20 protein-coding genes are annotated in these 25,941 nt (G+C 67.0%); 6 read left to right on the top strand and 14 right to left on the bottom strand.

Translation table 11 applies throughout. The features are described from left to right. Positions 1 to 302 precede the first annotated feature (302 nt). The 5 genes from rplJ to rpoC all read left to right on the top strand — a co-directional run bounded on the left by rplJ (position 303) and on the right by rpoC (position 10,090). Complete coding sequence (gene rplJ, locus ULB03_RS02850; protein ID WP_088871001.1) at positions 303 to 821, top strand: 50S ribosomal protein L10; 519 nt, start codon at positions 303 to 305, stop codon at positions 819 to 821. 54 nt (positions 822 to 875) lie between these two features. Further along, positions 876 to 1,256 carry a 50S ribosomal protein L7/L12 gene (gene rplL, locus ULB03_RS02845; RefSeq protein ID WP_145613980.1) on the top strand — a complete coding sequence of 127 codons (381 nt, stop codon included), beginning with the start codon at positions 876 to 878 and terminating at the stop codon, positions 1,254 to 1,256. A gap of 13 nt (positions 1,257 to 1,269) precedes the next feature. Further along, positions 1,270 to 1,434, top strand: a complete 165-nt coding sequence (locus tag ULB03_RS02840; protein WP_322481797.1) for a hypothetical protein — start codon at positions 1,270 to 1,272, stop codon at positions 1,432 to 1,434. 132 nt (positions 1,435 to 1,566) lie between these two features. Further along, positions 1,567 to 5,754: a DNA-directed RNA polymerase subunit beta gene (gene rpoB / locus ULB03_RS02835; protein ID WP_322481796.1), complete on the top strand. Its 4,188-nt coding sequence runs from the start codon at positions 1,567 to 1,569 to the stop codon at positions 5,752 to 5,754. A gap of 136 nt (positions 5,755 to 5,890) precedes the next feature. Then, positions 5,891 to 10,090, top strand: coding sequence for a DNA-directed RNA polymerase subunit beta' (gene rpoC / locus ULB03_RS02830; RefSeq protein ID WP_322481795.1), 4,200 nt, complete (start codon positions 5,891 to 5,893; stop codon positions 10,088 to 10,090). A 156-nt stretch (positions 10,091 to 10,246) separates the two neighbouring features. Here the strand turns inward: rpoC and ULB03_RS02825 are convergent, their stop codons facing one another. From ULB03_RS02825 to ULB03_RS02795, 7 genes are all read right to left on the bottom strand, one after another. Next, on the bottom strand, positions 10,247 to 10,852 hold the full coding sequence (locus ULB03_RS02825) for a plasmid pRiA4b ORF-3 family protein (RefSeq protein WP_322481358.1): 606 nt from the start codon (positions 10,850 to 10,852) through the stop codon (positions 10,247 to 10,249). Next, positions 10,849 to 12,429 (bottom strand): IS66 family transposase, encoded by a 1,581-nt coding sequence (gene tnpC, locus ULB03_RS02820; protein ID WP_322481359.1) that lies wholly within the window; start codon positions 12,427 to 12,429, stop codon positions 10,849 to 10,851. Before tnpC ends, ULB03_RS02825 begins: the two co-directional genes overlap by 4 nt. Positions 12,430 to 12,516: 87 nt before the next feature. Continuing rightward, positions 12,517 to 12,864 carry an IS66 family insertion sequence element accessory protein TnpB gene (gene tnpB, locus ULB03_RS02815; protein WP_322481360.1) on the bottom strand — a complete coding sequence of 116 codons (348 nt, stop codon included), beginning with the start codon at positions 12,862 to 12,864 and terminating at the stop codon, positions 12,517 to 12,519. Next, a complete protein-coding gene (tnpA, locus tag ULB03_RS02810; protein ID WP_322481361.1) occupies positions 12,861 to 13,295 on the bottom strand; it encodes an IS66-like element accessory protein TnpA in 435 nt (144 codons plus the stop codon). The genes tnpB and tnpA overlap by 4 nt, the downstream gene beginning before the upstream one ends. A gap of 36 nt (positions 13,296 to 13,331) precedes the next feature. Further along, the gene (locus ULB03_RS02805) at positions 13,332 to 14,159 is read right to left on the bottom strand and encodes a tetratricopeptide repeat protein (protein ID WP_322481794.1); all 828 of its coding nucleotides are present in this window, start codon (positions 14,157 to 14,159) and stop codon (positions 13,332 to 13,334) included. 129 nt (positions 14,160 to 14,288) lie between these two features. Continuing rightward, entirely contained in the window at positions 14,289 to 15,017 is a 729-nt protein-coding gene (locus ULB03_RS02800) for a tetratricopeptide repeat protein (RefSeq protein ID WP_322481793.1), read from the bottom strand. Between the two features lie 142 nt (positions 15,018 to 15,159). Further along, the gene (locus tag ULB03_RS02795; protein WP_322483764.1) at positions 15,160 to 15,612 is read right to left on the bottom strand and encodes a YaiI/YqxD family protein; all 453 of its coding nucleotides are present in this window, start codon (positions 15,610 to 15,612) and stop codon (positions 15,160 to 15,162) included. 139 nt (positions 15,613 to 15,751) lie between these two features. Here ULB03_RS02795 and ettA point away from each other — a divergent pair, with 139 nt between their 5' ends. After that, positions 15,752 to 17,428: an energy-dependent translational throttle protein EttA gene (gene ettA / locus ULB03_RS02790; protein WP_044563973.1), complete on the top strand. Its 1,677-nt coding sequence runs from the start codon at positions 15,752 to 15,754 to the stop codon at positions 17,426 to 17,428. A gap of 65 nt (positions 17,429 to 17,493) precedes the next feature. On the opposite strand, the gene ULB03_RS02785 is transcribed toward ettA, so the two are convergent. The 7 genes from ULB03_RS02785 to ULB03_RS02755 form a co-directional block, all read right to left on the bottom strand. Next, complete coding sequence (locus ULB03_RS02785) at positions 17,494 to 18,759, bottom strand: histidine-type phosphatase (RefSeq protein ID WP_322481792.1); 1,266 nt, start codon at positions 18,757 to 18,759, stop codon at positions 17,494 to 17,496. Continuing rightward, a complete protein-coding gene (locus ULB03_RS02780; protein ID WP_322481791.1) occupies positions 18,759 to 21,698 on the bottom strand; it encodes a TonB-dependent receptor in 2,940 nt (979 codons plus the stop codon). Before ULB03_RS02780 ends, ULB03_RS02785 begins: the two co-directional genes overlap by 1 nt. A 113-nt stretch (positions 21,699 to 21,811) precedes the next feature. Next, on the bottom strand, positions 21,812 to 22,804 hold the full coding sequence (locus ULB03_RS02775) for a FecR family protein (RefSeq protein WP_322481790.1): 993 nt from the start codon (positions 22,802 to 22,804) through the stop codon (positions 21,812 to 21,814). Beyond that, positions 22,801 to 23,316 (bottom strand): RNA polymerase sigma factor, encoded by a 516-nt coding sequence (locus ULB03_RS02770; RefSeq protein WP_322481789.1) that lies wholly within the window; start codon positions 23,314 to 23,316, stop codon positions 22,801 to 22,803. Before ULB03_RS02770 ends, ULB03_RS02775 begins: the two co-directional genes overlap by 4 nt. A 94-nt stretch (positions 23,317 to 23,410) precedes the next feature. Continuing rightward, positions 23,411 to 24,190, bottom strand: coding sequence for a hypothetical protein (locus ULB03_RS02765; RefSeq protein ID WP_322481788.1), 780 nt, complete (start codon positions 24,188 to 24,190; stop codon positions 23,411 to 23,413). A 100-nt stretch (positions 24,191 to 24,290) separates the two neighbouring features. Beyond that, positions 24,291 to 24,971 carry an MlaC/ttg2D family ABC transporter substrate-binding protein gene (locus ULB03_RS02760; RefSeq protein ID WP_322481787.1) on the bottom strand — a complete coding sequence of 227 codons (681 nt, stop codon included), beginning with the start codon at positions 24,969 to 24,971 and terminating at the stop codon, positions 24,291 to 24,293. Between the two features lie 125 nt (positions 24,972 to 25,096). Beyond that, positions 25,097 to 25,843 carry an MlaA family lipoprotein gene (locus ULB03_RS02755; RefSeq protein ID WP_322481786.1) on the bottom strand — a complete coding sequence of 249 codons (747 nt, stop codon included), beginning with the start codon at positions 25,841 to 25,843 and terminating at the stop codon, positions 25,097 to 25,099. Positions 25,844 to 25,941 lie beyond the last annotated feature (98 nt).

Below are 25,941 nucleotides of genomic sequence, written 5' to 3'. Positions count from 1 at the left end.
GGCGGAGGGCCGGAGCGATCCGTCCTTCCAACCCTGTCCAAGACTGCGGGCGCCAAGCCGGTACCGATTGCCCCTCACGGGGGATGACGTTCGGGGCGGCTTAATGAATGCCGGCATAGACGGGAGTAGCAAGCGTATTGGCCAGGTGGTCGGACTTACCGCCCGCTTGGAATGGATGGCTTGTCGCTTCTGGGGCAGGTTCACCGGTTCCGGACGACCCCTCACGGGGAAGGACGGGGCTACATTTGGACCGGGAAGAAAGGCGCGTGCGCCTATCTGTCCCAGTTGTTAGGAGGCGAACCGTGGATCGCACAGAAAAGCAAGCGACCATCGCGGCTCTGCATCAGGCGCTCTCCGCCACCTCCCTGGTCGTCGTGACCCGCCAGTCGGGCATGACGGTTGCCGAGGTGACGGATCTGCGCCGCAAGATGCGGGCCGCTGGCGCAAGCTTCAAGGTGACCAAGAACCGGCTCGCCCGTATCGCCCTGAAGGGCACCCAGTTCGAAAAGCTGGACGACCTGTTCGTCGGCGTGACCGCCATCGCTTACTCGAGCGATCCGGTTGCGGCGGCGAAGGTTGCGATCGCTTATGCCAAGGCCAATGACAAGTTCAAGATCATTGGCGGCGGCATGGGCGCTACCGTCCTGGACGACAAGGGCATCGAGGCTCTCTCGAAGCTCCCGTCCATCGAAGAACTGCGTGGTCGCCTGCTTGGCATGCTCCAGACGCCCGCCACCCGCATCGCCGGTGTGCTGCAGGCTCCTGGCGGCCAGGTGGCGCGCGTGCTGTCGGCTTACGCCAAGAAGGGCGAGGCGGCCTGAGCCTCGCGTACTTTTCGTAATTCTCAAGACAAGACCTGATTTAGGAGAACATCCATGTCCAAGCTGGAAAAGCTGGTTGAAGAGCTGTCCGCTCTGACCGTCATCGAGGCCGCCGAGCTGTCGAAGCTGCTGGAAGAGAAGTGGGGCGTTTCCGCCGCTGCTCCCGTTGCCGTTGCCGCCGTTGCCGGCCCGGCCGCTGAAGCCGCCGCTCCCGCCGAAGAGCAGACCGAATTCACCGTGATCCTCGCCGACGCCGGCGACAAGAAGATCAACGTGATTAAGGAAATCCGCGCCATCACCAACCTGGGCCTGAAGGAAGCCAAGGACCTGGTCGAGGGTGCGCCGAAGACCGTGAAGGAAGGCGCCACGAAGGACGAAGCTGCTAAGATTAAGAAGCAGCTGGAAGACGCCGGCGCGAAGGTTGAGGTGAAGTAAGAAACGCCCCCCTGTGGACGTTTCTGAAAAAAAGATGGCGCTGGACGACGGCATTCCCCATATGGGGGAGCGTCGCCCGGCGCTGTCGCCTTTTTTTGGAGGATGTCGTATGCTGACCCTCCAGTATCTTCCCGAAGAAGGTTCCGCGATGGAATTTGGGGCGGGAAGGGCAGTGTAAGTGGTTTGGCGCCGGACGGCGGCCGCCTCTGATGGGGCGGGGCCGGACGCGCCTATTTGTGCTTGTTCGCTTGCCGTCGCATCCATCGGCCGGCGCAGTTGACCCGGGCCTAGTTCACGAGAGGCGCATTTCATGGCCAAGTCGTTCACGGGACGTAAGCGTATTCGCAAGAGCTTCGGACGTATCCCCGAAGTGACCCGCATGCCGAACCTCATCGAGGTTCAACGGAGTTCCTACGACCACTTCCTTCAGATGGACACGGCGCCCGAGAAGCGCGCCAACCTGGGCCTTCAGGAAGTGTTCAAGTCGGTTTTCCCGATTAAGGACTTTTCCGACCGTGCCGTGCTCGACTTCGTTAAGTACGAGCTTGAACAGCCGAAGTATGACGTCGAGGAATGCCAGCAGCGCGGCATGACCTTCGCCGCGCCCCTGAAGGTGACCCTGCGCCTGACCGTCTTCGACATCGACGAGGACACCGGCCTGAAGTCGATCCGCGACATCAAGGAGCAGGACGTCTACATGGGCGACATGCCCCTGATGACGGCCAACGGCACCTTCGTGATCAACGGCACCGAGCGCGTCATCGTCAGCCAGATGCACCGGTCGCCGGGCGTGTTCTTCGACCACGACAAGGGCAAGACCCATTCGTCGGGCAAGTACCTGTTCGCCGCCCGCGTGATCCCCTACCGCGGCTCCTGGCTGGACTTCGAGTTCGACGCCAAGGACCTCGTCTACGTCCGCATCGACCGTCGCCGCAAGCTGCCCGCCACCACCCTGCTGTTCGCGCTGGACGGCGCTGAGACGCAGAAGCTGCGGGCGGAGCGTGCGAAGGCCGGTCATGGCCTGGCCCCGTACGAGGCCCAGGGCATGTCCAAGGAGGAGATGCTCGCGGCCTTCTACGACACCATCACCTACTCCCGCGCCGGTGACGGCTGGAAGACCCCCTTCGTCGCCGAGCGCATGAAGGGTGTGAAGCTGGCCTCCGACCTCATCGACGCCCGCACGGGCGAGGTGCTGCTGCAGCGCGAGACCAAGATGACCCCCCGCGTGCTGAAGAAGCTGCAGGAGGGTGGCCTGGAAGAGGTGAAGGTGCCGACCGAGGAGCTGGCTGGCCGCTACCTCGCCATCGACATCATCAACGAGCTGACCGGCGAAGTGATCTTCGAGGCGGGTGACGAGATCACCACCGCCGCCCTGGAGAAGCTGGAGAAGTTCGGCGTGGACGAGGTGCCGGTCCTGGCCATCGACCACCTGAACGTCGGCGCCTACATCCGCAACACCATGGCGGCGGACCGTAACGCCAGCCGTGAAGACGCGCTGATCGACATCTACCGCGTCATGCGTCCGGGCGAGCCGCCGACGCTGGAAAGCGCCGAGGCGCTGTTCAGCGGCCTGTTCTTCGACAGCGAGCGCTACGACCTGTCGGCCGTGGGCCGCGTGAAGATGAACGCGCGCCTGGGCTTCCAGACCGACGACCAGATGCGCGTCCTGCGCAAGGACGACATCCTGGCCATCCTGAAGCTCCTGGTCGAGCTGAAGGACGGTCGCGGCGAGATCGACGACATCGACCACCTGGGCAACCGTCGCGTCCGTTCCGTCGGCGAGCTGATGGAGAACCAGTACCGCGTCGGCCTGCTGCGCATGGAACGTGCGATCCGCGAGCGCATGAGCTCGGTCGAGATCGACACGGTCATGCCGCATGACTTGATCAACGCCAAGCCTGCGGCGGCGGCGGTGCGTGAGTTCTTCGGCTCCTCGCAGCTGTCGCAGTTCATGGACCAGACCAACCCGCTGTCGGAAATCACCCACAAGCGCCGCCTGTCGGCGCTGGGGCCGGGCGGTCTGACCCGTGAGCGCGCGGGCTTCGAAGTCCGCGACGTGCACCCCACCCACTATGGTCGCATCTGCCCGATTGAGACCCCCGAAGGTCCGAACATCGGTCTGATCAACTCGCTGGCGACGTACGCCCGCGTGAACCAGTACGGCTTCATCGAGAGCCCCTACCGCAAGGTGGTGGACAAGCGCGTCACCAACGAGGTGGTCTATCTCTCCGCCATGGAGGAAGGCCGCTACATGGTGGCGCAGGCCAACGCCACGCTGGACGCCGACAACCGCTTCACCGACGAGCTCATCAGCTGCCGTAAGGGCGGCGAGTACATGATGACCCGCTCGGACATGATCGACCTGATCGACGTGTCGCCGAAGCAGCTGGTGTCCGTCGCCGCGGCGCTGATCCCGTTCCTGGAGAACGACGACGCCAACCGCGCGCTGATGGGCTCGAACATGCAGCGTCAGGCCGTGCCGCTGATCAAGGCGGACTCGCCGCTGGTCGGCACCGGCATGGAAGCGACGGTCGCCCGTGACTCGGGTGTGGCCATCGCCGCCCGCCGCGCCGGCATCATCGACCAGATCGACGCCACCCGCATCGTCGTGCGCGCCACCGGCGACACAGACGCGGGCGCCCCCGGCGTCGACATTTACAACCTGCTGAAGTTCCAGCGCTCCAACCAGAACACCTGCATCAACCAGCGTCCGCTGGTGAGGGTGGGCGACCGGGTGGAGAAGGGCGACATCATCGCCGACGGTCCCTCGACCGACCTGGGCGAGCTGGCCCTGGGCCGTAACGTGCTGGTCGCGTTCATGCCCTGGAACGGCTACAACTTCGAAGACTCGATCCTGATCTCCGAGCGCATCGTGCGCGATGACGTCTTCACCTCGATCCACATCGAGGAGTTCGAGGTCATGGCCCGCGACACCAAGCTGGGCCAGGAAGAAATCACCCGCGACATCCCCAACGTCGGCGAAGAGGCTCTGAAGAACCTCGACGAGGCGGGCATCGTCTACATCGGTGCCGAGGTGAAGCCGGGCGACATCCTGGTCGGCAAGGTGACGCCGAAGGGCGAAAGCCCGATGACCCCGGAAGAGAAGCTGCTGCGCGCCATCTTCGGTGAAAAGGCCAGCGACGTGCGCGACACGTCCATGCGTCTGCCGCCGGGCGTCACCGGCACGGTGGTCGAGGTCCGCGTCTTCTCCCGCCGCGGCGTCGACAAGGACGAACGCGCGCTGGCGATCGAGCGGGCCGAGATCGAGAAGCTGGCCAAGGACCGCGACGACGAGAAGGGGATCCTGGAGCGCAGCTTCTACACCCGCCTGAAGGAAACGCTGGTCGGCCAGACCGTGCTGTCCGCCCCGCGCGGCATCAAGTCGGGCGAGGTCATCACCGAGGAGCTGCTGTCCGGCCTGTCGCGCGGCCAGTGGCGCCAGATCGCGGTCGGCAACGACCAGATCATGGAGAACGTGGAGGCCTACGGCCGGGTGTTCGACGAGAGCATCCAGAAGCTGCAGGAGCGGTTCGAGAACAAAGTCGAGAAGCTGCAGCGCGGCGATGAGCTGCCGCCCGGCGTCATGAAGATGGTCAAGGTCTTCGTGGCGGTGAAGCGCAAGCTGCAGCCCGGCGACAAGATGGCCGGTCGTCACGGCAACAAGGGTGTGATCAGCCGCATCCTGCCCATCGAGGACATGCCCTACCTGGCCGACGGCCAGGCGGTCGACATCGTTCTGAACCCGCTGGGCGTGCCCTCGCGCATGAACGTCGGTCAGATCCTGGAGACCCACCTGGGCTGGGCCTCGGCCAACCTCGGCAAGCAGATCGGCCAGATGCTGGACCAGATGCGCCATGCCGAGCCGGAGGCCAAGGCCCCCGTCCTGGATGCCATCAAGGGCCGCATGAAGCACATCTACGGCGAGGCCGCCTACACCGAGGAGGTGAGCGACCTGACCGATGGTGAGGTGCTGGAACTGGCTGGCAACCTGCGTCGCGGCATTCCGTTCGCCACGCCCGTCTTCGACGGCGCGCGGGAGGACGACATCGTCCGCATGCTGACGGAAGCCGGCATCGACAGCTCGGGCCAGATGGTGCTGACCGACGGCCGTACCGGCGAGGCGTTCGATCGCAAGGTCACCGTCGGCTACATCTACATGCTGAAGCTGCATCACCTGGTGGACGACAAGATCCACGCGCGCTCCATCGGCCCGTACAGCTTGGTCACCCAGCAGCCGCTGGGCGGTAAGGCGCAGTTCGGTGGCCAGCGCTTCGGTGAAATGGAGGTCTGGGCGCTGGAAGCCTACGGCGCCGCCTACACGCTGCAGGAAATGCTGACGGTGAAGTCGGACGACGTGTCCGGCCGCACCAAGGTCTACGAAGCCATCGTCCGTGGCGACGACAACTTCGAAGCCGGCATTCCCGAAAGCTTCAACGTGCTGGTCAAGGAACTGCGGTCCCTGGGCCTGAACGTCGAGCTGAACGAGCGGACCTACTGATCGCCGGTCGAGTTGGGACGGCGCCCTCGGGGAACTCCCCGGGGGCGCTTGCCCGTCCCGGTTCGCAGCTTCCCGGTTCGCAGCCCCCAGGTCTGCGACATACAGAATTCCCAGCCCTTCCCAGGGGAGACGGCTTATGAATGAGTTGATGAACATTATCGGCCAGGTGCAGGGGCCGCAGAGCTTCGATCAGATCCGCATCTCGATCGCCAGCCCCGAGCGCATCCGGTCCTGGTCGTTCGGCGAGATCAAGAAGCCCGAGACCATCAACTACCGTACCTTCAAGCCGGAGCGCGACGGCCTGTTCTGCGCCCGCATCTTCGGCCCGATCAAGGACTACGAGTGCTTGTGCGGCAAGTACAAGCGCATGAAGTACCGCGGCATCATCTGCGAGAAGTGCGGCGTCGAAGTGACGCTGGCCAAGGTCCGGCGTGAGCGCATGGGCCATATCGAGCTGGCCTCGCCCGTCGCGCACATCTGGTTCCTGAAGAGCCTGCCGAGCCGTATCGGCCTGCTCATGGACATGACGCTGAAGGATCTGGAACGGGTCCTGTACTTCGAGAACTACGTCGTCACCGAGCCCGGCCTGACCCCGCTGAAGCTGCACCAGCTTCTGTCGGAGGAGGAGTACATCCAGGCCCAGGACGAGTACGGCGAGGACGCCTTCACCGCGTCCATCGGCGCCGAGGCCATCAAGGTCCTTCTCTCCGCCATCGACATGGAAGAGGAGATGAAGACCGTCCGCGAGGAGCTCAAGGAGACCTCCAGCGAGGCCAAGCGCAAGAAGCTGGTGAAGCGCCTGAAGCTGATCGAGGCGTTCCTGGAGTCCGGTTCGCGTCCGGAATGGATGATCCTGGACGTCGTCCCGGTCATTCCGCCGGAACTGCGCCCGCTGGTCCCCCTGGACGGCGGCCGTTTCGCCACGTCCGACCTGAACGACCTGTACCGCCGCGTCATCAACCGTAACAACCGCCTGAAGCGGCTGATCGAGCTGCGCGCGCCCGACATCATCGTGCGCAACGAGAAGCGCATGCTGCAGGAGGCTGTCGACGCCCTGTTCGACAACGGCCGCCGCGGCCGCGTCATCACCGGCGCCAACAAGCGTCCGCTGAAGTCCATCAGCGACATGCTGAAGGGCAAGCAGGGCCGCTTCCGTCAGAACCTGCTGGGTAAGCGCGTCGACTATTCCGGCCGTTCGGTCATCGTCGTGGGCCCGGAACTGAAGCTGCACCAGTGCGGCCTGCCGAAGAAGATGGCGCTTGAGCTGTTCAAGCCCTTCATCTACGCCAAGCTGGAACTGTACGGCATGGCCTCCACCATCAAGGCGGCCAAGCGCATGGTGGAAAAGGAGCGTCCCGAAGTCTGGGACATCCTGGAAGAGGTCATCCGCGAGCATCCGGTCATGCTGAACCGGGCGCCCACGCTGCACCGTCTGGGCATCCAGGCCTTCGAGCCGACCCTGATCGAAGGCAAGGCCATCCAGCTGCACCCGCTGGTCTGCACCGCCTTCAACGCCGACTTCGACGGCGACCAGATGGCCGTGCACGTCCCGCTGAGCCTTGAGGCCCAGCTGGAAGCGCGCGTCCTGATGATGTCGACCAACAACATCCTGTCGCCCGCCAACGGCAAGCCCATCATCGTCCCCAGCCAGGACATCGTCCTGGGTCTGTACTACATCACGATGGAACTGCCGGGCGCCGTGGGCGAGGGCATGGCCTTCACCGACATCGGCGAGATCGAACAGGCCCTCGCGGCCAAGGTCGTCACCCTGCATTCCAAGGTGAAGGCCCGCTATCACACCGTGGACCAGGATGGTAACCCCATCGTGACCCGCGTGGAGAGCACGCCCGGCCGCATGCTGCTGTCGGAGATCCTGCCGCGCCACCCGGCGATCGGCTTCCAGATGATCAATCGGCTGCTGACCAAGAAGGACGTGGGCAACATCATCGACGCCGTCTACCGCCATTGCGGTCAGAAGGAGACGGTGATTTTCGCCGACCGCCTGATGAAGCTGGGCTTCAGCCACGCCTGCCGCGCCGGCATCTCCTTCGGCAAGGATGACATGGTCATCCCGGCCGAGAAGGAGACGCTGATCCACGAGGCGCAGGAGCGCGTCAAGGAATACGAGCAGCAGTACCTGGACGGCCTGATCACCCAGGGCGAAAAGTACAACAAGGTGGTCGACGTCTGGTCGGAAACGACCGAAAAGGTCGCCGGCGCCATGATGAAGGTCATCGAGCAGCCCCGCCCCGGCGTCGGCGTCAACTCGGTGTACATGATGGCGCACTCCGGTGCCCGTGGCTCCGCCGCCCAGATCAAGCAGCTGGCCGGCATGCGCGGCCTGATGGCCAAGCCCTCGGGCGAGATCATCGAGACGCCCATCATCTCGAACTTCAAGGAAGGCCTGACCGTGTTGGAGTACTTCAACTCCACCCACGGCGCCCGTAAGGGTCTGGCCGACACCGCCTTGAAGACGGCGAACTCCGGGTACCTGACGCGTCGTCTGGTCGACGTCGCCCAGGACGCCATCGTCGTCGAGCATGATTGCGGCACCACCAAGGGCCTGACCATGCGCGCCGTCATCGACGGCGGCGAGGTCATCTCCCCCTTGTCCGAGCGTATCCTGGGCCGTTGCGCCTCGGTCGACGTGGTTGATCCGCTGAGCGGCAAGGTTCTCGTTCCGGCCGCCGGCCTGATCGACGAGCAGGCCGTGGAGCTGATCGAGCGCGCCGGCATCGACACCGTGCTGATCCGCTCGGTGCTGACCTGCGAGACCCGCGAGGGTGTCTGCGGTTGCTGCTACGGCCGCGACCTGGCCCGCGGCACCACCGTGAACATCGGTGAGGCCGTCGGCGTCATCGCCGCTCAGTCGATCGGTGAGCCCGGCACGCAGCTGACGATGCGTACCTTCCACATCGGCGGTGCGGCGCAGCGTGGTGCCGAGCAGTCGTCCGTGGACAGCAGCCTGGATGCCAAGGTCGTCGTGAAGAACCGCAACATGGTTCTGAACGGCGAGGGCGTTCCCGTCATCATGGGCCGTAACGTGGAACTGGCGCTGTTCGACCTGCAGGGTCGTGAGCGCGCCCGTCACCGCATCCCCTACGGCGCCAAGCTGAACAAGCTGCTGGTCGAGGACGGCGTGCTGGTGAAGAAGGGCGATCGCCTGGCGGAGTGGGACCCCTACACCCTGCCGATCATCACCGAGCGCGAGGGTACCGCCAACTATGTCGACCTGGTCGAGGGCGTGTCCATCCGCGAGGTGGTCGACGAGGCCACGGGCATTTCGTCCAAGGTCGTGGTGGACTGGCGTCAGCAGCCGCGCGGCGCGGATCTCCGCCCCCGCGTGACCCTGCGCGACGCCAACGGCGATATCATCAAGCTGCCGAACGGCGTGGAGGCCCGCTACTACCTGAGCGTGGACGCCATCCTGTCGGTGGAGAATGGCGCGCATGTGAAGGCCGGTGACGTGCTGGCCCGTATCCCGCGTGAAAGCTCCAAGACGCGTGACATCACCGGCGGTCTGCCGCGCGTGGCCGAGCTGTTCGAAGCCCGTCGTCCCAAGGACTTCGCCATCATCTCGGACATCGATGGCCGGGTTGAGTTCGGCAAGGACTACAAGACGAAGCGCCGCATCGTGGTCGTCCCCAACGACGAGAACGAGACGCCGCGTGAGTACCTGATCCCGAAGGGCAAGCACATCTCCGTGCAGGAGGGTGACTATGTCCAGAAGGGCGACCTGCTGATGGACGGCAACCCCGTTCCGCACGACATCCTGGCCGTCATGGGCGTGGAGGCCTTGGCCTCCTACCTCACCAACGAAATCCAGGACGTCTATCGTCTGCAGGGCGTGAAGATCAACGACAAGCACATCGAGGTGATCGTTCGCCAGATGCTGCAGAAGGTCGAGATCGACGAGCCGGGTGACACCACCCTGCTGATCGCCGAGCAGGTCGACCGCGCCGAGTTCGAGGCCGAGAACCGCAAGGTCCAGGCCCGCATGGACGAGGGCGAGGGTGGTCTGCGGTTCGCCCGCGGCCGTCCGGTGCTGCAGGGCATCACCAAGGCCAGCCTGCAGACGCGTTCCTTCATCTCGGCCGCGTCGTTCCAGGAAACGACCCGCGTCCTGACGGAAGCCGCCGTCCAGGGCAAGTCGGACAACCTGGAAGGTCTGAAGGAAAACGTCATTGTCGGCCGTCTGATCCCGGCCGGTACCGGCAGTGTCGTGAACCGTCTGAAGCAGATCGCCGCCGAGCGCGACCGGGAACTCTCCGCCCTGCAGGCGGGCGAGGCCCCGGCCCTGCCGCCGGACACCCCGACGGAGCAGCCGGCCGCCTGAGGCGGGTGGATGCTTGAGTAAAGCGAAGGGCCGCATCCCTGCCGGGGTGCGGCCCTTTCCTCATTCCGGCGCCATGCCCATCACGGCGGGCTTGGCGCGTGCGGGGGTCAGTGCGCTGCCGGCTGCACCGTAAGCGTCAGCGGGTGGACGATCGATTCAGCGGTTGACGGCTTTCTTCATTCTTGAAGCACTGGCGATCCGTTTGAATGCGAGGTGGATCTGCTCTTCGCTGATGTTGTCCGGGTCGTAGGGGCCGCCGTACCAGTCGAGGGCCTCCTTCTTCTTTTTGCTGCCTCTGCCCTTGTCGGGCCCGGCGATGTCTTCGAGGAACTCGTAGTAGCCGGGCAAACCGCCGCAATCCTCGGGCGGGCAGCGCCGCTCTCCGCCGAGGAACTGAGGGTATGGCTGGTCCGGCTGGGCGGCCTCGACGCGCTCAATGATGAGCCGGTGTTCCCAGTTGTCGCCCATGTCGTAGACGTAGCCGACGGTCTCGACGTCGGCGTCGAGCAGCTTCTGCAGCTTGACCGTGCTGGCGCGCTTGATGGTGCGGCCCCAGTCCATGCCATCGGGGTCGGGCAGGCCGTAGGTTGTCCCTTCCACCTCGAACTCCCAGAGATGGTAGTCGAGCCAGCCCATGGCGGCTTGGATGATCTTGTGGAGCGCCGCGAGGCTGGTGGTGCCGCGCACGGCGACACGCCGCCAGACCAGGGGCTCGGTATGAAGCAGTTCGATGCGCAGGATGGCGAGGGTGTCGGCGGTCATGCCGCGAGTTTGTCAGCCTGGCGCGTCCAGTTCCAGGGGAGAAGCTCGGCCAGCCGGTTGATGGGGTGGCCCTTGGCCATGCGGTCCAGGACGTCGGCCAGATAGGCTTCGGGATCAAGCCCATTCAGCTTCGCCGTCTCCAGGACGGAGTAGAGGAGTGCGGCCCTGTCGCCGCCCGCCTCGGAGCCCAGGAACAGGAAGTTCTTCCGGGTGAGGGCGATGCCGCGCAGGGAGCGTTCGGCGGGGTTGTTGTCGATGGCGATGCGGCCGTCGGCGGCATAGAGGGTGAGCTGGTCCCAGCGGGTCAGTGCATACCCGATGGCCTTGCCGAGTGTGTTCTTCGCCGACAGGCGCTGCCGCTGCGCCTCGAGCCATGGCTTGAGGTCGTCCAGGATGGGAACGGCCAATTGCCGTCGGGCGTTCCGGCGCTGGTCGGCCGACAGGCCGGTGATCGCGGCCTCGACCTCATAGAGGCGCCCGATCCGGCGCAAGGCCTCCTCGGCGATCGGTGACTTGGTCTTCTCGTACTGGTCGTAGAGGTGCCGCCGCGCATGCGCCCAGCACGCCGCGTGGACGATGGTTGGTGGTGCGATGCTGGACGGTCGCGTCAGGGCCTTATAGCCGGTGTAGGCGTCGGCCTGGATCACCCCGCTGAACCCGGCGAGATGGTCGCGGGGCCGCTCGCCCTTGCGGTCCGGGCTGAAGCGATAGAACGCCGCTGGCGCACGCTCGCCGCACCAGGGCCGTTCATCGACCAGATAGGTCCAAAGGCGACCAAGCCTGGTCTGGCCGTTGCCGGGGGCCAGCACCTTGATCGGCGTGTCGTCGGTGTGGATGATCGGCGCCGCCATCACATGGGCGCCGATCAGACCGGCCAGGGGCGCCACCCACCAGGCGGCATGGCCGACCCAATCAGCCAAGGTCGCGCGCTCGATCGCGACGCCCTCGCGCGCCAGGATCGCCGATTGCCGGTAGAGCGGCAGCCCGTCCAGATACTTCGACACCACGACATTGGCCAACAGGCCGGGCCCGGGGCGCCCCTTCTCCACCGGCAGGTCCGGTGCCGCTGCCTGGATGATCGCCTCGCACGCCCGGCAGGAGAGCTTCGGCCGGATGTGGCGGATCACCTTGAGCCGGGCCGGGACCTTCTCCAGCACCTCGGTCACGTCCTCGCCCAGCTTGGAGAAATGCGTGCCGCCACAACCGGGGCAGACATCACCGGGCGAGTGGATGACCTCCTCGCGCACCAGATGCTCTGGCAAAGGCCGACGCACCGGATGGCGCTGGTCCCGTGGGCGCCGTTCCGGGGCCGCGCTCCCCGCATCCAGCGACGGCGCCGTCCGGGCCGCTTCGCCTTCCTCCAGGTCTTCCAGCATTAGTTCCAGTTGCGCGATCTGCCGGTCCAGCTTCTCCGACGAGCGGCCGAACTGCATCCGGCGCAACTTGGCGAGTTGGGCCTTGTACTGTTCGATCAGGATGCGCGCGCCGGTCAGTTCCGCCCGCGCCGCGGCCAGTTCAGCCTCGCGTTCGGCAAGCCGGGCACGAAGCTCGGCGATCTCTCCGGCGGCATCGATCATGGGACCGGATTATACCCGAAACCGCCACCATCGGCAGGGTGGTGGACAGCATCCGAGTCACTTTGCCGCGTGGGGGCCGCGCGGGCTTCAGCACGCCGCCTCCGGCCGCCAGGTCCGCACCGGCGTCCGCCAATCGATCCCCTCCAGCAGCATGGAAACCTGGGCGGCGGTGAGCGCGACAGAGCCCTCCTTGGCCTGCGGCCAGACAAACCGGCCGCGCTCCAGCCGCTTGGCGAACAGGCAGAGGCCCTGGCCGTCCCACCATAAAATCTTGATCAGGTCACCGCGACGGCCCCGGAAGGCGTAAAGCGCGCCGTCATGGGGATCGAGCTTCAGCATCGTCTGCACCTGGGCGGCCAGGCTGTCGAACCCACGGCGCATGTCCGTGGCGCCGCACGCCAGATAAAGGCGAACATTGCCGGGAATGCCGATCACGACAGCGCCGCCAAAACCCGGCGCAAGGCGCCCTCGCTGACATCACCGGTGATCCGCAACCTCACACCGGTCGGCAGTTCGACCTCAATCACGCCTACGGCCATGGGCGCGCCCTCCGGCACCTCGGGCACGAGGGCCGGTTCGGGCAAAGCCCCGCCGTCAATGACCGAGACCGGCACGAACCCCGTCAACTCGCCTGACCGGAATTGCTTGCGCCAAGTCGATAGTTGGCCAGTGCTGATACCGTGCATCCGGCACGTCAGGCTTGGCGACGACCCCGGCGCCACACTCTGCGCCAGAACCCGCAGCTTCTCCTCGATGCTCCAACGCCGCCGCCGCTCCGGCCCGCTCAGAACCTCGCCCTGCAACTCCGCAGCGCTCGTATGAGCACTTCGAAGCGCCTCCTTGCTAATCACCGATACCGCGTCCATGCCCCCACCGCTCAAGCTGAGCAGCCAGCATGCCCATCAATAACGCCATGAGAAGGCGACCCTGCGCTGACGCTTACGCTGCACCAGTCCTTGGGCCTGCATCGGCAGGGGCAGCGGCGTGCCGGCATGCCAGTCCGCCGCCAGGGCATGGGCCGATTGCCGTTCGTCGGCGGACAGCCGCTGTTCCAGCCGCGCGCGCAGGGCGTCGGCCTCAGGGCCGGCTTTATGGCTGAGGTTCAGCAGGATGTAGGCGGCGACCGGGTCCTTCGGCACGCCCTCGCCGGCCTCATACACGGTGCTGAGGGAGTACAGCGCGTCCTGATCCCCCTGTTGCGCGGCTTCCGTTCCCCATTTCGCCGATTCTTTCGGGTCCTTCGGGGTGCCGATGCCCAGGCTGTAGATTCCGGCCAGGTTCTTTTGCGCCTGGAGATCGCCGTTGGTCGCCGCCCGTTTGAACAGGGCGAGGCCCTTGGCCGGGTCCTGAGGCACGCCCCGTCCCAGGAAATAGAGGGAGCCCAGGTTGTTCATGGCATGGGCCTCGCCTTGGGCGGCGGCCTTCTCGTACCAGGCGCGGGCCTGGGCGTTGTCATGGACGAACGGGGGCGGCGCGCGCCGGCCCGAGGCGGGCTCAATCGCCATCGGCGGCTCCTCATAAATCCATCCGAGATAGGTTTGCGCCTCGGCGTCACCCTTTTCCGCCAGCGGCGTCAGCAGGGCCACCGCCTCGGTCTCTTTCCCCGCCTCGAAGGCCGCGATACCCTGGTCCAGCGCGGATGTCGCGGCGGGCACGCTGGACGCGGGTGGCGTGTCGGCCTGTGGCGTCGCGGCAGCGGCCGATCCCGCCGCCATGACCCAGGCTGCCATGACCAAGGGGCGCGACGCGCGCGGCCACCTTATCCTTCTGTTCCCCATGTGATATTTCCCTCCATCGGCACGCTTCCAGGCGTGCCAGCGCAGGTTGATCGACAACTAAGGCGGGATAATGGCAGGCGCTTACGTCCGTGTTGCTGTCGGCAAGGGCTGGCCCGGCTGCCAGGACTGGGCCAGAGTTTGCGCTTCCGCCTTCTGGGCGGTCGTCAGCTCGCCGTCCAGGCGGGTGCGCAGGGCCTGGGAGTCGGGGTTCTCACCCGACAGCATGGCCAGGGTGTAGGCCAGCACCGGGTTGCGCGGCAGGCCGGCGCCGGTGTCGTAGAGGCGGGCCAGCAGCGTCTGGGCATGGGGTTCCCCTTGGCGCGCGGCGGCGCGGGCCCAATGGGCAGCCTCCACATCGTCCTTGGGCGTGTCCTGGCCCAGGTAATAGATCATGGCCAGGTTCATCTGCGCCTGCGCGTCGCCTTTCTTGGCCGCCTTGCGGAACAGGCTGATGCCCTTGGGCGCGTCCTTGGACACGCCGTTGCCCAGATAGTAGAGCGAGCCCAGGTTGTTCAGGGCGTGGGCATGGCCCTTGGCGGCCGCCTTGGCGTACCAGGTCCGGGCGCGAGTGTAATCCACCGGCACGCCCAGGCCCTTTTCATACATCCAGCCCAGATAGGTCTGCGCCTCGGCATCGCCCTTGTCGGCGGCGGGTGTCAGGTCGGCCAGGGCCGTGGGATAATCCTTGCGCTTGAAGGCGTCCACGCCGTGCTGCGTGTCGGCCCGGGCGACGCCGCCGCCCAGGGCCACGCATAGGGACAAAAGCACCGCCGCCAGCAGGGCGGATTTGCGCCCGAAATAACAATGCATGCCCAAACCCTCCATCGCTGCGGCTGGCGGTCGCTCCGCCTGCTGTCTCGGCAGCGTGGGGGGCCATTGGGGCGGGAAAGGGGCGGGTGGGGGCCTGTCCTGTGACGAAGCTGTGACATCGCCGCTGGTTGGCGCTGTCGGTCTACTTGCCGGTCTTGCGGACGGCGTTCACCGCCTGGTCCAGCGCCTGCAGAAACTGCGACTTGTCGCGCTTGGCCATGGGGGCGTTGCCGCCCTGGACCACGCCCATGGCGCGCAGGTCGCTCATCAGGGCGCGGGTGGCGATGGCCGTGCCGATGGACTGCGGGGTGAAGGGACGGCCGGTGGGGCCTATGACCCGGCTGCCGGCCTTCAGGCTGCGGTCGGCCAGGGGGATGTCGGCGGTGATGACGATGTCGCCCACGCCGCAATGGGTTGCGATCCAATCGTCGGCGGCGTCGAATCCGTCGCTGACCACCACCAGCTGCACCAGGCCGCCGGGCGGCACCCGCAGCGGGGCGTTGGACACCAGATAGGTCTTGAGCTGATAGCGTTCCGCCACCTTGAACACCTCCTCCTTCACGGGGCAGGCGTCGGCGTCGACATAGATCTCCAGCATGGGATCTCCAGCAGGGGGTTAAGGCTTTCGGATGCGTGCGGCCCGCGTTGCGCGCGGGGGGGATGGTGGGGTAAAAGGCGTCGCCGGCTGGGTCGCGACCCTGCCCTTGTTGCCACCCTTTGTGAAGAGACAGCCCATGGCGTCGTACCAATATGTATACGTGATGAAGGGTGTGACCAAGGTCTACCCCGGCGGCCGCAAGGTTTTCGAGAACATCTGGCTGAGCTTCTATCCCGGCGCCAAGATCGGCGTGCTGGGCGTGAACGGCTCGGGTAAGTCCACCCTGCTGAAGATCATGGCCGGCCTGGACAAGGACTACAACGGCGAGGCCTGGGCCGCCGACGGCGTGTCCGTCGGTTACCTGCCGCAGGAGCCGCAGCTGGACCCCAACAAGAACGTCCAGGAAAACGTCATGGACGCCCTGGGCGCCACCAAGGGCCTGCTGGACCGGTTCAACGAGGTCAGCAACGCCATGGCGGACCCGGACGCCGACTTCGACGCGCTGATCGCCGAGCAGGCGGAGCTGCAGGAGAAGATCGACGCCGCCGACGCCTGGGACATCGAGCGCACCGTGGACATCGCCATGGACGCCCTGCGCTGCCCCCCGGGCGACGCCGACGTGACCAAGCTGTCGGGCGGTGAGAAGCGCCGCGTGGCGCTGTGCAAGCTGCTGCTGTCCAAGCCCGACATGCTGCTGCTGGACGAACCGACCAACCATCTGGACGCCGAAAGTGTGGCCTGGTTGCAGCGCTTCCTGGCCGACTACAAGGGCACGGTGGTGATGGTCACCCACGACCGTTACTTCCTGGACAACGTCACCGGCTGGATCCTGGAACTGGACCGCGGCTCGGGCATCCCCTACGAGGGCAACTACTCCAGCTGGCTGGAGCAGAAGGAAAAGCGCCTGGCCCAGGAAGGCCGCACCGAGGACGCCCGCCAGAAGCAGCTGGCCCAGGAACTGGAGTGGGTGCGGCAGAGCCCGCGTGCCCGCCAGGCCAAGTCCAAGGCCCGTATCCAGGCTTACGAGGAATTGCTGGCCCAGAGCACGAAGGAGGCGATCACCGACACCCAGATCGTCATCCCCGTGCCGCCCCGCCTGGGCAACGTGGTCATCGAGGCCGATCACCTGAAGAAGGGCTTCGGCGACCGCCTGCTGATCGACGACCTGTCCTTCCGTCTGCCGCCGGGTGGCATCGTGGGCATCATCGGCCCCAACGGCGCCGGCAAGACCACCCTGTTCCGCATGATCACCAACCAGGACACGCCCGACGCCGGCACCTTCAAGGTGGGTGAGACGGTGAAGTTGGGCTATGTCGACCAGAGCCGAGACGCCCTCAACCCCAACAAGACGGTGTGGGAAGAGATCTCCGGCGGCCTGGACATCATCGAGCTGGGCAAGAAGTCCATGCCCAGCCGCGCCTATGTCTCCGCCTTCAACTTCCGTGGTTCCGACCAGCAGAAGAAGGTGGGGCAGCTGTCGGGCGGTGAGCGCAACCGCGTCCACCTGGCCATGATGCTGAAGTCCGGCGCCAACGTCCTGCTGCTTGACGAACCGACCAACGACCTGGACGTGGAAACCCTGCGCGCCTTGGAAGAGGCGCTGGTCAGCTTCGCCGGCTGCGCCGTGGTCATCAGCCACGATCGCTGGTTCCTGGACCGCATCGCCACCCACATCCTGGCCTTCGAGGGCGAAAGCCAGGTGGTCTGGTTCGAGGGCAACTACCAGGACTACGAAGCCGACCGCAAGCGCCGCCTGGGCTCGGCCGCCGATCAGCCGCACCGCATCAAATACCGCCCGCTGGTGCGCAACTAAGCGCCTGCGGTCAGTGGAATGGGAAACGGGGAGCGGTGATGCCGCTCCCCGTTTTCATTGGGGGCTCAGTCGCCCCGCGTGGCGTCGTCCACCACTTGCCGGAACCGTTCCAGTGGGCAGTCCAACGCCGGGCCCGCCTGGCTGCACCCGGGGATGAAGACGGGTGCCGACAGGGGTGGCTGGGCCTCGGTCAGGGGCGCCAGGGTGCGCAATTGGTCCAGGCTTTGCGCCGTGAAGCGGGCGCGGATGACGGTTTGGCCGTCCGCCCGGCGCCAGCGTTCCAGCACCAGCGCCGATCCGGGGGGCACCTGGTCGGGCTGATATCCCGGCAGCACCCAATCCAGGCGCAGTAGGCCCGCCAGCAGCAGGATGGTGCCGTCATGGCCCACCAGCACGCTGACGGCGGGGCCGTCGCCGGCCAGCAGGTCCGCCAGGTGCCGGGCCAGCGGGCTGGCGCCCACGCGGGCGATGTAGGGCGTGCGCAGCCGCGCGTCCAGGTCGGCGGCATGGGCGGCCCCGGCGCGGTTCAGCGCGTCCGCGGTCGCCCGTCCGCCCAGCAGGCTGGCCAGCGGCGCCCCGTCGGCATAGGCCATGATCAGGCTTTCCGTCAGGCCGGACGCCGTGGCCAGCGGGCTTTGCAGGGCCAGCCAGTCATCGCCCTGGCCCCGACCCAGCGACGATGGCACGTCGGTCAGCAGCCGGCGGCCCGCCAGCCGGCCGCCCGGCTGGACCTGGGCCCGGCAGTCCGCCGGGGCGCAGTTCAGCAGCAGGCGCTGCAGGGCCTCCACCGTGTCGGCATGCGCTGCCGTCCAGGCCGTGGCGTCGCCGACGCGGCCGCGCACCGCCGCCAGGGCCAGGTCGGGATCGAGATGCGTGGTCCCCGCCGGCACCGGGTCGAACAGCGGGTCCGCCTTGGTCGTCACCGTGTCGATTTTGGCGGGGCAGCCGGGCAGCAACTGCTCGGCCAATGCCCGCCCCGTCTCCACCGTGCGCTGGGGCAGGTTGGCATGCACCCGGGCGGCGGCGCAGTCACCCGCCGGCAACAGCCCCAGTGCCCGGTAATGCTCCCGGTAATAGGCGCCGAACAGGACGGCGGCCTGGAAGCCGTGGGCCGTCAGGTGGCCGGGCGGCACGGCGAAGGCCGGCCAGGGCTCCGCCGTCCAGCGGCCCAGCTCCTCCGGCGTGGACATGGCGGCACGGATGCCGTGCCGCGTCAGGATGACCACCCGTTCCAGCTTGTCCGCCGGCGCCTCCGCCGCCTCTAGCTCGGCGGGGAGGACCAGCAGCAGCATCGCCGCCGCCAGCCCCCGCAGCAGGGCCTTGCCGCCCATCAGTATTTCACCCGGACGCCGAAGCGGAAGGTGCGGCCGAAGTCGGTGTAGGTGGCGAACAGGCCGTTGTTCACATACTGGCTCTGGGCCGAACCGGTCACGTTGATGGCCTCCGCCGTCAGGGTCATGTGGTCGTCCACCGCGTAGGTGGCGTTCAGGTCCAGGGTGCCGAAGGCCCGGTCGTTGACCGACGACAGCCCGTTGGTGCCCACCTGGTTCAGGATGTTGCCCGTCCAGCTATAGGCGGCGCGCACGCCGATGGGGCCCTTCTCGTAAAAGGCGGTCAGGTTATAGCTGTGGCGGGCCACACCGGCCAGATCGGCCTCGAAAAAGCGGCCGGTGGTGATGTCGTGGTAGGTCGCGCCGGAATTGGTGATGGTCAGGTTGGCCAGGAAGCCCAGGCCATCGAAGGGGGCGGGCAGGAAGGTGAATAGCTGCTGATAGGCCAGCTCGCCGCCGATGACATGGGCGCCGCCGCCGTTGACGGGGGCGGTCAGCAGATAGCTTTGTCCATCCACCACCAGCGGGGTCACCTGGTTGAAGGTGAAGGTGCTGATGTCCTTGTAGAAGAAGTCGGCGATCAGCGCGCTGCTGCGGGTGAAGTACCATTCGGCCGAGGCGTCGTACTGCCATGCCTCATAGGGGCGGAGCTGCGGGTTGCCCCCGCTGGCGGTGAAGATGGTGTTGGAGGAGTTCAGCGTGATCTGCGGGCCCAGGCTGGACAGCGACGGCCGGGTGATGACCTTGGACGCCGCCAGGTGCAGTTGCACGTCGGGCTGCAACTCCAGCACCAGGTTGGCCGACGGCAGGGCGTTGGTGTAGATGCGCTCGTACCGCACCGGGATGGCCTTGGTGCCGCTGGTGGCGCTGCCGCTGGACGTCTGGTCGGTGTTGGTGACGCGCACACCGGCATCGCCGCGCAAGGGCAGGCCGAACAAGGTGGTGGACAGGCTGGTCATGACGTAACCGGCGCTGATGGTTTCCGTCACCTTGTAGGAATTGCGCTGGTCGGCGGCCGTCAGCGGCTGGTTCACCAGGTTCGGATCCATGCGGCTGAAGAAGGCGCCGGTGTCCGGCACCAGCCAGGTGCGGGGCAGGGTGCCGGAGGCGTCGGCCAGGAAGCCGCTGACCGGGAAGCTGTCGTAATAGCTGGCGGGGAAATACTGGCCGGCGATGTTCTGGGTGATGGTCAGGTCGCGGCGGTCGTAATCGCGGCCCCGGTCACGGTACTTGGCGCCCATCTGGATCTTGGAAAAGGGCCCCCAATCCAGGTCATGTTCGGCATCGACCTGGATGGCGCCTTCCGTGTCCTTGGCGTTCTCGGTGCGCCACTCCAGCCGGCGGCCGGGCAGCAGGGTGATGGAGTTCAGGTCGGCGGTCAGATAGTTCAGGCTGGGCACGCCGTCGTCCGACGACGGCATGCTGAAGCTGACCTGGCCGGCGGAGCCCAGGATGCGGGACCGGCGGATGGGCGTGGGCGTGCCGCTGTCGGCGCGGTTATAGGCGCCGTCCGCCGACAGGGTCCAGCCGTCGATGCGGTACTTGCCGTTCAGCCCCACCTGGTAGTTGGTGTGCAGCAGGTCGGACTCCTCGCGCCCGATCTGCACGCTGACCGGGGCGGTCGCTGCCACGACGGCCCCGTCCCGGATGGACACGCTGCCCGGCACCGCCTTGGATATGGTCCAGTCGGCGGAGTAGGTCTTCTCGTCGTAATGCATGTTCAGCCGGGTGAACAGCACGTCCAGGCCGATCTCCAGGTTGTCGTTGGGCGCCCACTGGGCGGCGGCGTTCATGCCCACGCGGCGGCTGTGCTGCATCTCCAGGGTCGGGCGCTCGCCGCTGGCGTCGATGACGGGGCCGCTGTCGGCCTTGCCGTCACCATTGGTGTCGATCCCGTTGGGATAGAGGGTCCAGCTCCCTCCCAGCACGCGGTCCTGTCGCACCGTGCGCTCGTCATACACGGCGGCCAGCAGCACGCCGAAGGTCTTCGCATCGTTGTTCCAGCTGGTCAGGCCGGAGACGTGGGGGTCCGCGGCGTCGGCCAACTGGGCATAGCTGCCGCTGGCCGACCCGGTGAAGGTCAGGTCGCCCAGTTCCAGCGGGCGGAAGGTGCGGATGTTCACCAGGCCGCCGATGGCGCCCTCATCCTGGCTGGCCAGGGGGCTTTTGACCACCTCGATGCCCGACACCAGTTCGGACGGTAGGGTGTCGAAGCGGAAGTTGCGGCCCGACTGGCCGCTGTCGCGCACGTTCTCGTTCACCGCCATGCTGCGGCCGTTCAGGGTGGTGACCTCGAAATCCGGGCCCAGGCCGCGGATGCGGACGAACAGGCCCTCGCCCCGGTCGCGGGAGATGGTGACGCCCGGTATGTGCTGCATGGCCTCGGCCACGTTCTGGCTGGGGAACTTGCCGATATCCTCCGCCGAAATGGCGTCCACCACATTGTCCGCCAGACGCTTGGTGTCCAGGGCGCGGGTGACGCTGCCGGCGAAGCCGGTGACGATGATCTCTTCCAGCGGGCTGGCGTCGGCGGCCGCCAGACTGGTGGCGGGGGGCGTGGTCGCGGCCGGGGCGGCAGTCGCTGCCTTGGCGGCCGCCATTTTCAGCACGACGCTGTCGCCGTCCAGGGTGTAGTCCAGCCCGGTGCCGGCTAACAGGCGGCCCAGCGCGTCCGGGGTGCTGAAGGCGCCGCTGAGGCCGCCGGTGCGCTTGCCGTCCAGCAGCGCCGGGTCGGCAAGCACCTGCAGGCCGGTGGCGCGGGAAAAGGCGTTGAGCGCGGCGCGCAGGTCGCCGGCGGCGATGCTGAACTGCGTCACGCTCTGCGCCGCCAGGGCGGCCGGCGCCGTGGCCGTGATCGCCGCCGTGGCCAGGGCCAAGGCGGAGGCTGAGGCGCGCAGATGGCGCAGGGCGCGGCCGAGGGCCGTATCCAGGTTCTTCATTCTTGTCCCCAAATCCCGTGGCCGCGTCCCCCCGTGGGCGCGACCTCGGGCCGGAAGACGACCGGCGGTTGGGAAACCGGACATCGAATTTTATGAAGCTTGTGAGACGGGGCCTACGCCGTGGGTTGCAGCACCAGGCGATCGGCGTCCCGCTCCACGGTGAAGCCGTGGACCCGGCCTAGGGTGCCGAGCAGGCGGGCGGGGTCATCCAGCCGGAAGCGGCCGGAGATTTGTCGCGCGGCCAAGCGGCTGTCGGTCAGCACGATGGGCACGGCGCTGCGGCGGCTCAGCCGTTCGGCCAGACGGCCCAGGGTGATGCCCTCCGTTTCCAACCAACCCTGGCGCCAATCCTCGGCGGTGGGGTTGAAGTCGGCCATGGCCTGAAGCTGTCCGTTATGGACGTCGGCGCGCTGTCCCGCCGTCAGCTCGCGCCGGCCGCCGGTGGCGCTGAGGCGCACCCGGCCGCGATAGACGGACAGTTCCACTACGTCGCGGGTCAGGTCGATATCGAAGGCGGTGCCCAGGACGGTGATGGCGGCGCGGTCGCCGGCCTGAATCTCGAACGGCCGGTCGCTGTCGTGCGCCACGTCGAAGAAGGCTTCGCCCCGGATCAAGGTCAGCCACCGGTGGCCGTGGCCCAGGCGCGCTTCGACCACCGTGTCGCCGTTGAGGTTCAGCGCCGTGCCGTCGGGCAGTGTGACGGTGCGGCCTTGGCCGGCTGCGGTTTCATAGCGCAGCGGCGTGGCCATGTAGCGGTCGACGTTGGGCCAGACGACGACCAGCGCCAACGCGGCGCAAGCGGCCAGGGCCAGACCGGGCAGCAGGCGCCGCGCCCCAGGAATTGCGCGAGGCATGGGCGGGCGGCTCGGCCGCCGGGCCGCGTGCGGGGCCGTGCCCAGGCCGGCCAGCGCCTCGGCCAGGGCGGGGTCCCCCAGGGTGGCGTTCAGCGCGCGATAACTGTCCCTATGGTCTGGATCGGCCGCCAGCCAGGCTTGGAAGGCCGCTTCCTCCTCCGGTGTCAGGGGGGCGTCGGCGCGGCGCAGTGCCCAACGGGCCGCCTCTTCCACCGGGCTGGGGTTCCAGACATCGCGACGGTCGGCCCTCACGGCGCTTCCTCCTGCCGCGCGGCGCGGGGGCGGGCGCGTTCACTGCGGGACATTTCCTGGTGCAGCCATTCCAAGGCGCGCACCACATGCTTTTCCGCCGCCGCCTCGCTCATGTCCAGGGCCTGCGCGATGTCACGCAGGCTCTCCCCCTTGAGGCGCCGTCGCACGAACACCTCGCGGCGCAAGGGAGGCATGGCCTCCAGGGCCCGTTGGAAGGCGGCCACGCGCTGACGGTGCATGATCACCTCCTCCGCCCGGGGGGCGTCGCACGCCAGATCGTCACCCAGCTCTTCGGTCGCGGCCCGATGGCTGGCGCGGAAATGATCGCGCACCAGGTTCTGGGCGATGCGGAAGCACAGGGCGGCATTGTCCCCCACCGTGCTTTTCAGCCGATAGGTGAACAGGCGGATGAAGGTTTCCTGCACCAGGTCCTCGCTGACCCAAGGGTCGCCCACCCTGCGCATGATGAACCGGTAGAGGCTGGTGCGTTCAGGTAGTGAATCCTCGGTCATGGCGTGCGCCCCTGGCCTTCGATGGCGCGGCGTCTATCATCAACGACCATCGGTTGCGACCCTGGGCGCATGACATTCTCGTGACCGGTCCGCCCTATGACTGGTCGGGCGGCGGCAGCAGATGGGCGGCCACCGTGGTTTCAAAGGCGGTGTCGCGGGTGATTTCACCGGGCGGCGCCACGGCCCATGGCCATGCGGCCAGGCGCTTCCCCGGCAGTGCCTGGCCAAACAACGGGTCTTCGACCGATTGGACGCGCCCCTGGCCATCCCGCCATCGGCGCTCCACGTCCGCCAGGATCAGGCAGGGGGCGGCCAGGTGGGCCAGGTGATCGAGGTGCGCTTGCACGATGGCCGCCGCCAGCCGGTCGGCCACCGCTTCCCCCTCTTGCGCCGCCACCAGGCTCCGCGCCGCCAGGGGCAGTTGCGACGCCAGGTTCAGCGAGACGACCAAATCCAAGGCGGTGCCGACATAAGCGTCGCACCTGGGCGTCAGGGGCCGTCCGGCGGCGATGCGGTCCACCAGACCGGTCAGGTCCACGAGATCCAGGGTGATCCGGGGATCGCGCCAAGCCCGCCAGCGCGCCGCCGGCCCATGGGCGATATCGGCCAGGATGAGACGGCCGAAACGGGGCCGCAGCGCCGCCAGCGGCAGGTCCAGCAGCGGGCCGGAACCCAGGACCAGCAGGGTGCCACCCCGGCCGAACCGCTCCGCCGCCTCGGCCACCTGCCGCCGGCTGTTTTCCAAATGGGGCGCCCAGTCGCGGGCGCGGCGGCGGCCCCGCGCGGCAATGGCCGCCGCCTGGCGATGATATCCCAGTCGCCGCGCGGCGGGAGGGCAGGCCGTCAGGCCGCTGGTGATCCATTCCACGAGCATGGGGGAAGGCTACGGTGCCCAGCGCCAAAAAGAAATGGCGCCCCGAGGTCGTTGCCCCGGGGCGCCATTCCAACTGCCAATTCTCTCGATGGTGCCGGCGTTATTGGGCCACGCCGGCGTTGGCCTTCTGAATACGGTCGCGCAGGGCTTCCAGCAGGGCGTTGAAGTCGCCGCCGTGGCTTTCGATCACGGAGGCGAACTCCGACCGCTGCGTCAGGCTCATGCTGACGTTCTCCACCACCACGTCGATGATGCGGAAGCTGCCGTCCTTGGAACGCAGGCGCCAATCGACATTCACCGCCGGGCCGTTGGACCGGATGACCTGGCTGTTGACGATGGCGTCCTTTTCACCGTCCGGCTGGGCGTTGCCGACCTTGAACGTCTCACCGGCGTACTGGCTGAACCGCTCCGCGTAGACCGAGACGATCATGGTCTGGAACAGCTTCATGTATTCCTGGCGCTGGGCGTCGTTGGCGATGTTCCAGTACCGGCCCAGGACGAAGCGGCCAATGGTCTGCAGGTCGAAATTCTGTTCCAGGAGCTGGGTGAAGGTGGACTGGATTTCCGCCTTCGATGCGCCAGGCTTGGACAGGACGCCGATGGCCCGGTCGCCCAATCCCTGCACGAACTTCACGGCCGCGCCGGCATCGGCGGCGGCCAGCGCGGGGGTGGCGAAGGGCATGCCCAGGGAAAGGGCGAGGCCCATCGTGGCGGTGCCGAGCAAAAGGGTACGGCGCGTCAGCATGTTGGTCATGGCCTTGTTGATCTCTTCGTGTGTCAAGACTGTCCGCTGGGGACGGGGGCTGATGCAGTGATGGGGGTCACGGCGGGTCAGTACAGTTTCGGGCGTCCCACTTCCATCATGGCGACGGCATGGCCGACGCCCAGGCGCCGGGCGCCTTTCTATTACGGGTCGGGGTTCTGGGAGTAGTCGGGAATGGTGGGATATTGGCGCGGATCTGCCTTGCCGTTCAGGATGTAGCCGTCGCGTTGCTGCCGATAGGCGGCCCGGATGGCGGCGTAGTAATCGACGCTGTTCTTGCGCAGATCGTCCAGCGCCTCGAAGTACGTTGACCGCGCGTCGAGCACTGTCAAGCCGACGCGGGTATAGTTGGCCCAGTCGTTGTTGGTGTTGCTGGCGACGCGGGTGACGGGATCGCCCCATGCCTCCAGCCCGAAGCCGGCGGCGTCACGAACGGAGGAGGCGCCCAGGAAGGGCAGCACCAGATAGGGCCCCTCGTCGATGCCCCAGACGGCGAAGGTCTGGCTCAGGCTCTGATAATGATAGGGGATGCCGTTGGCGGCGGCCACGTCGACCAGGCCACCGATGCCCACCGTGGAATTGATGACGAACCGTTCCACCGTCACGCCAGCGCCCTCGAAGTCGCCTTGCAACAGGTTGTTGGCCAAGGTGAGGGGGGAGCGCACGTTGTTCAGCACGTTGGACACGGCATCGCGCAGGGCCGGCGGGATGGCCCAGCGATAGGCCTGGGCCACCGGGCGCAGGACGGCCTGGTCCACCTGGTCGTTGAACCAGAACACGCCCCGGTTCATCCCTTCCAGCGGGTCATTGGCCTCCGGACCCGCCAAGGCGGGCTGCGCAGGGGTGCTGTCGGGCTTGTGGGCGCAGGCCGATGTGCCGAGCAAGGCCATCAAGGCAAGTAATGGGGGGGCCAAACGCCGTCCCCAGCGGTCCGGAGGGGGCCGCTTCGGGCTGGAAGCCAAGGACCCATCCGGCACGGTCAGCGACA

The organism is Nitrospirillum goiasense (genome assembly GCF_034427435.1).
Taxonomy (GTDB): Bacteria; Pseudomonadota; Alphaproteobacteria; order Azospirillales; family Azospirillaceae; genus Nitrospirillum.
The sequence above is the reverse complement of the archived record's forward strand: the minus strand, read 5'-3'. Positions and strand labels throughout refer to the sequence as shown.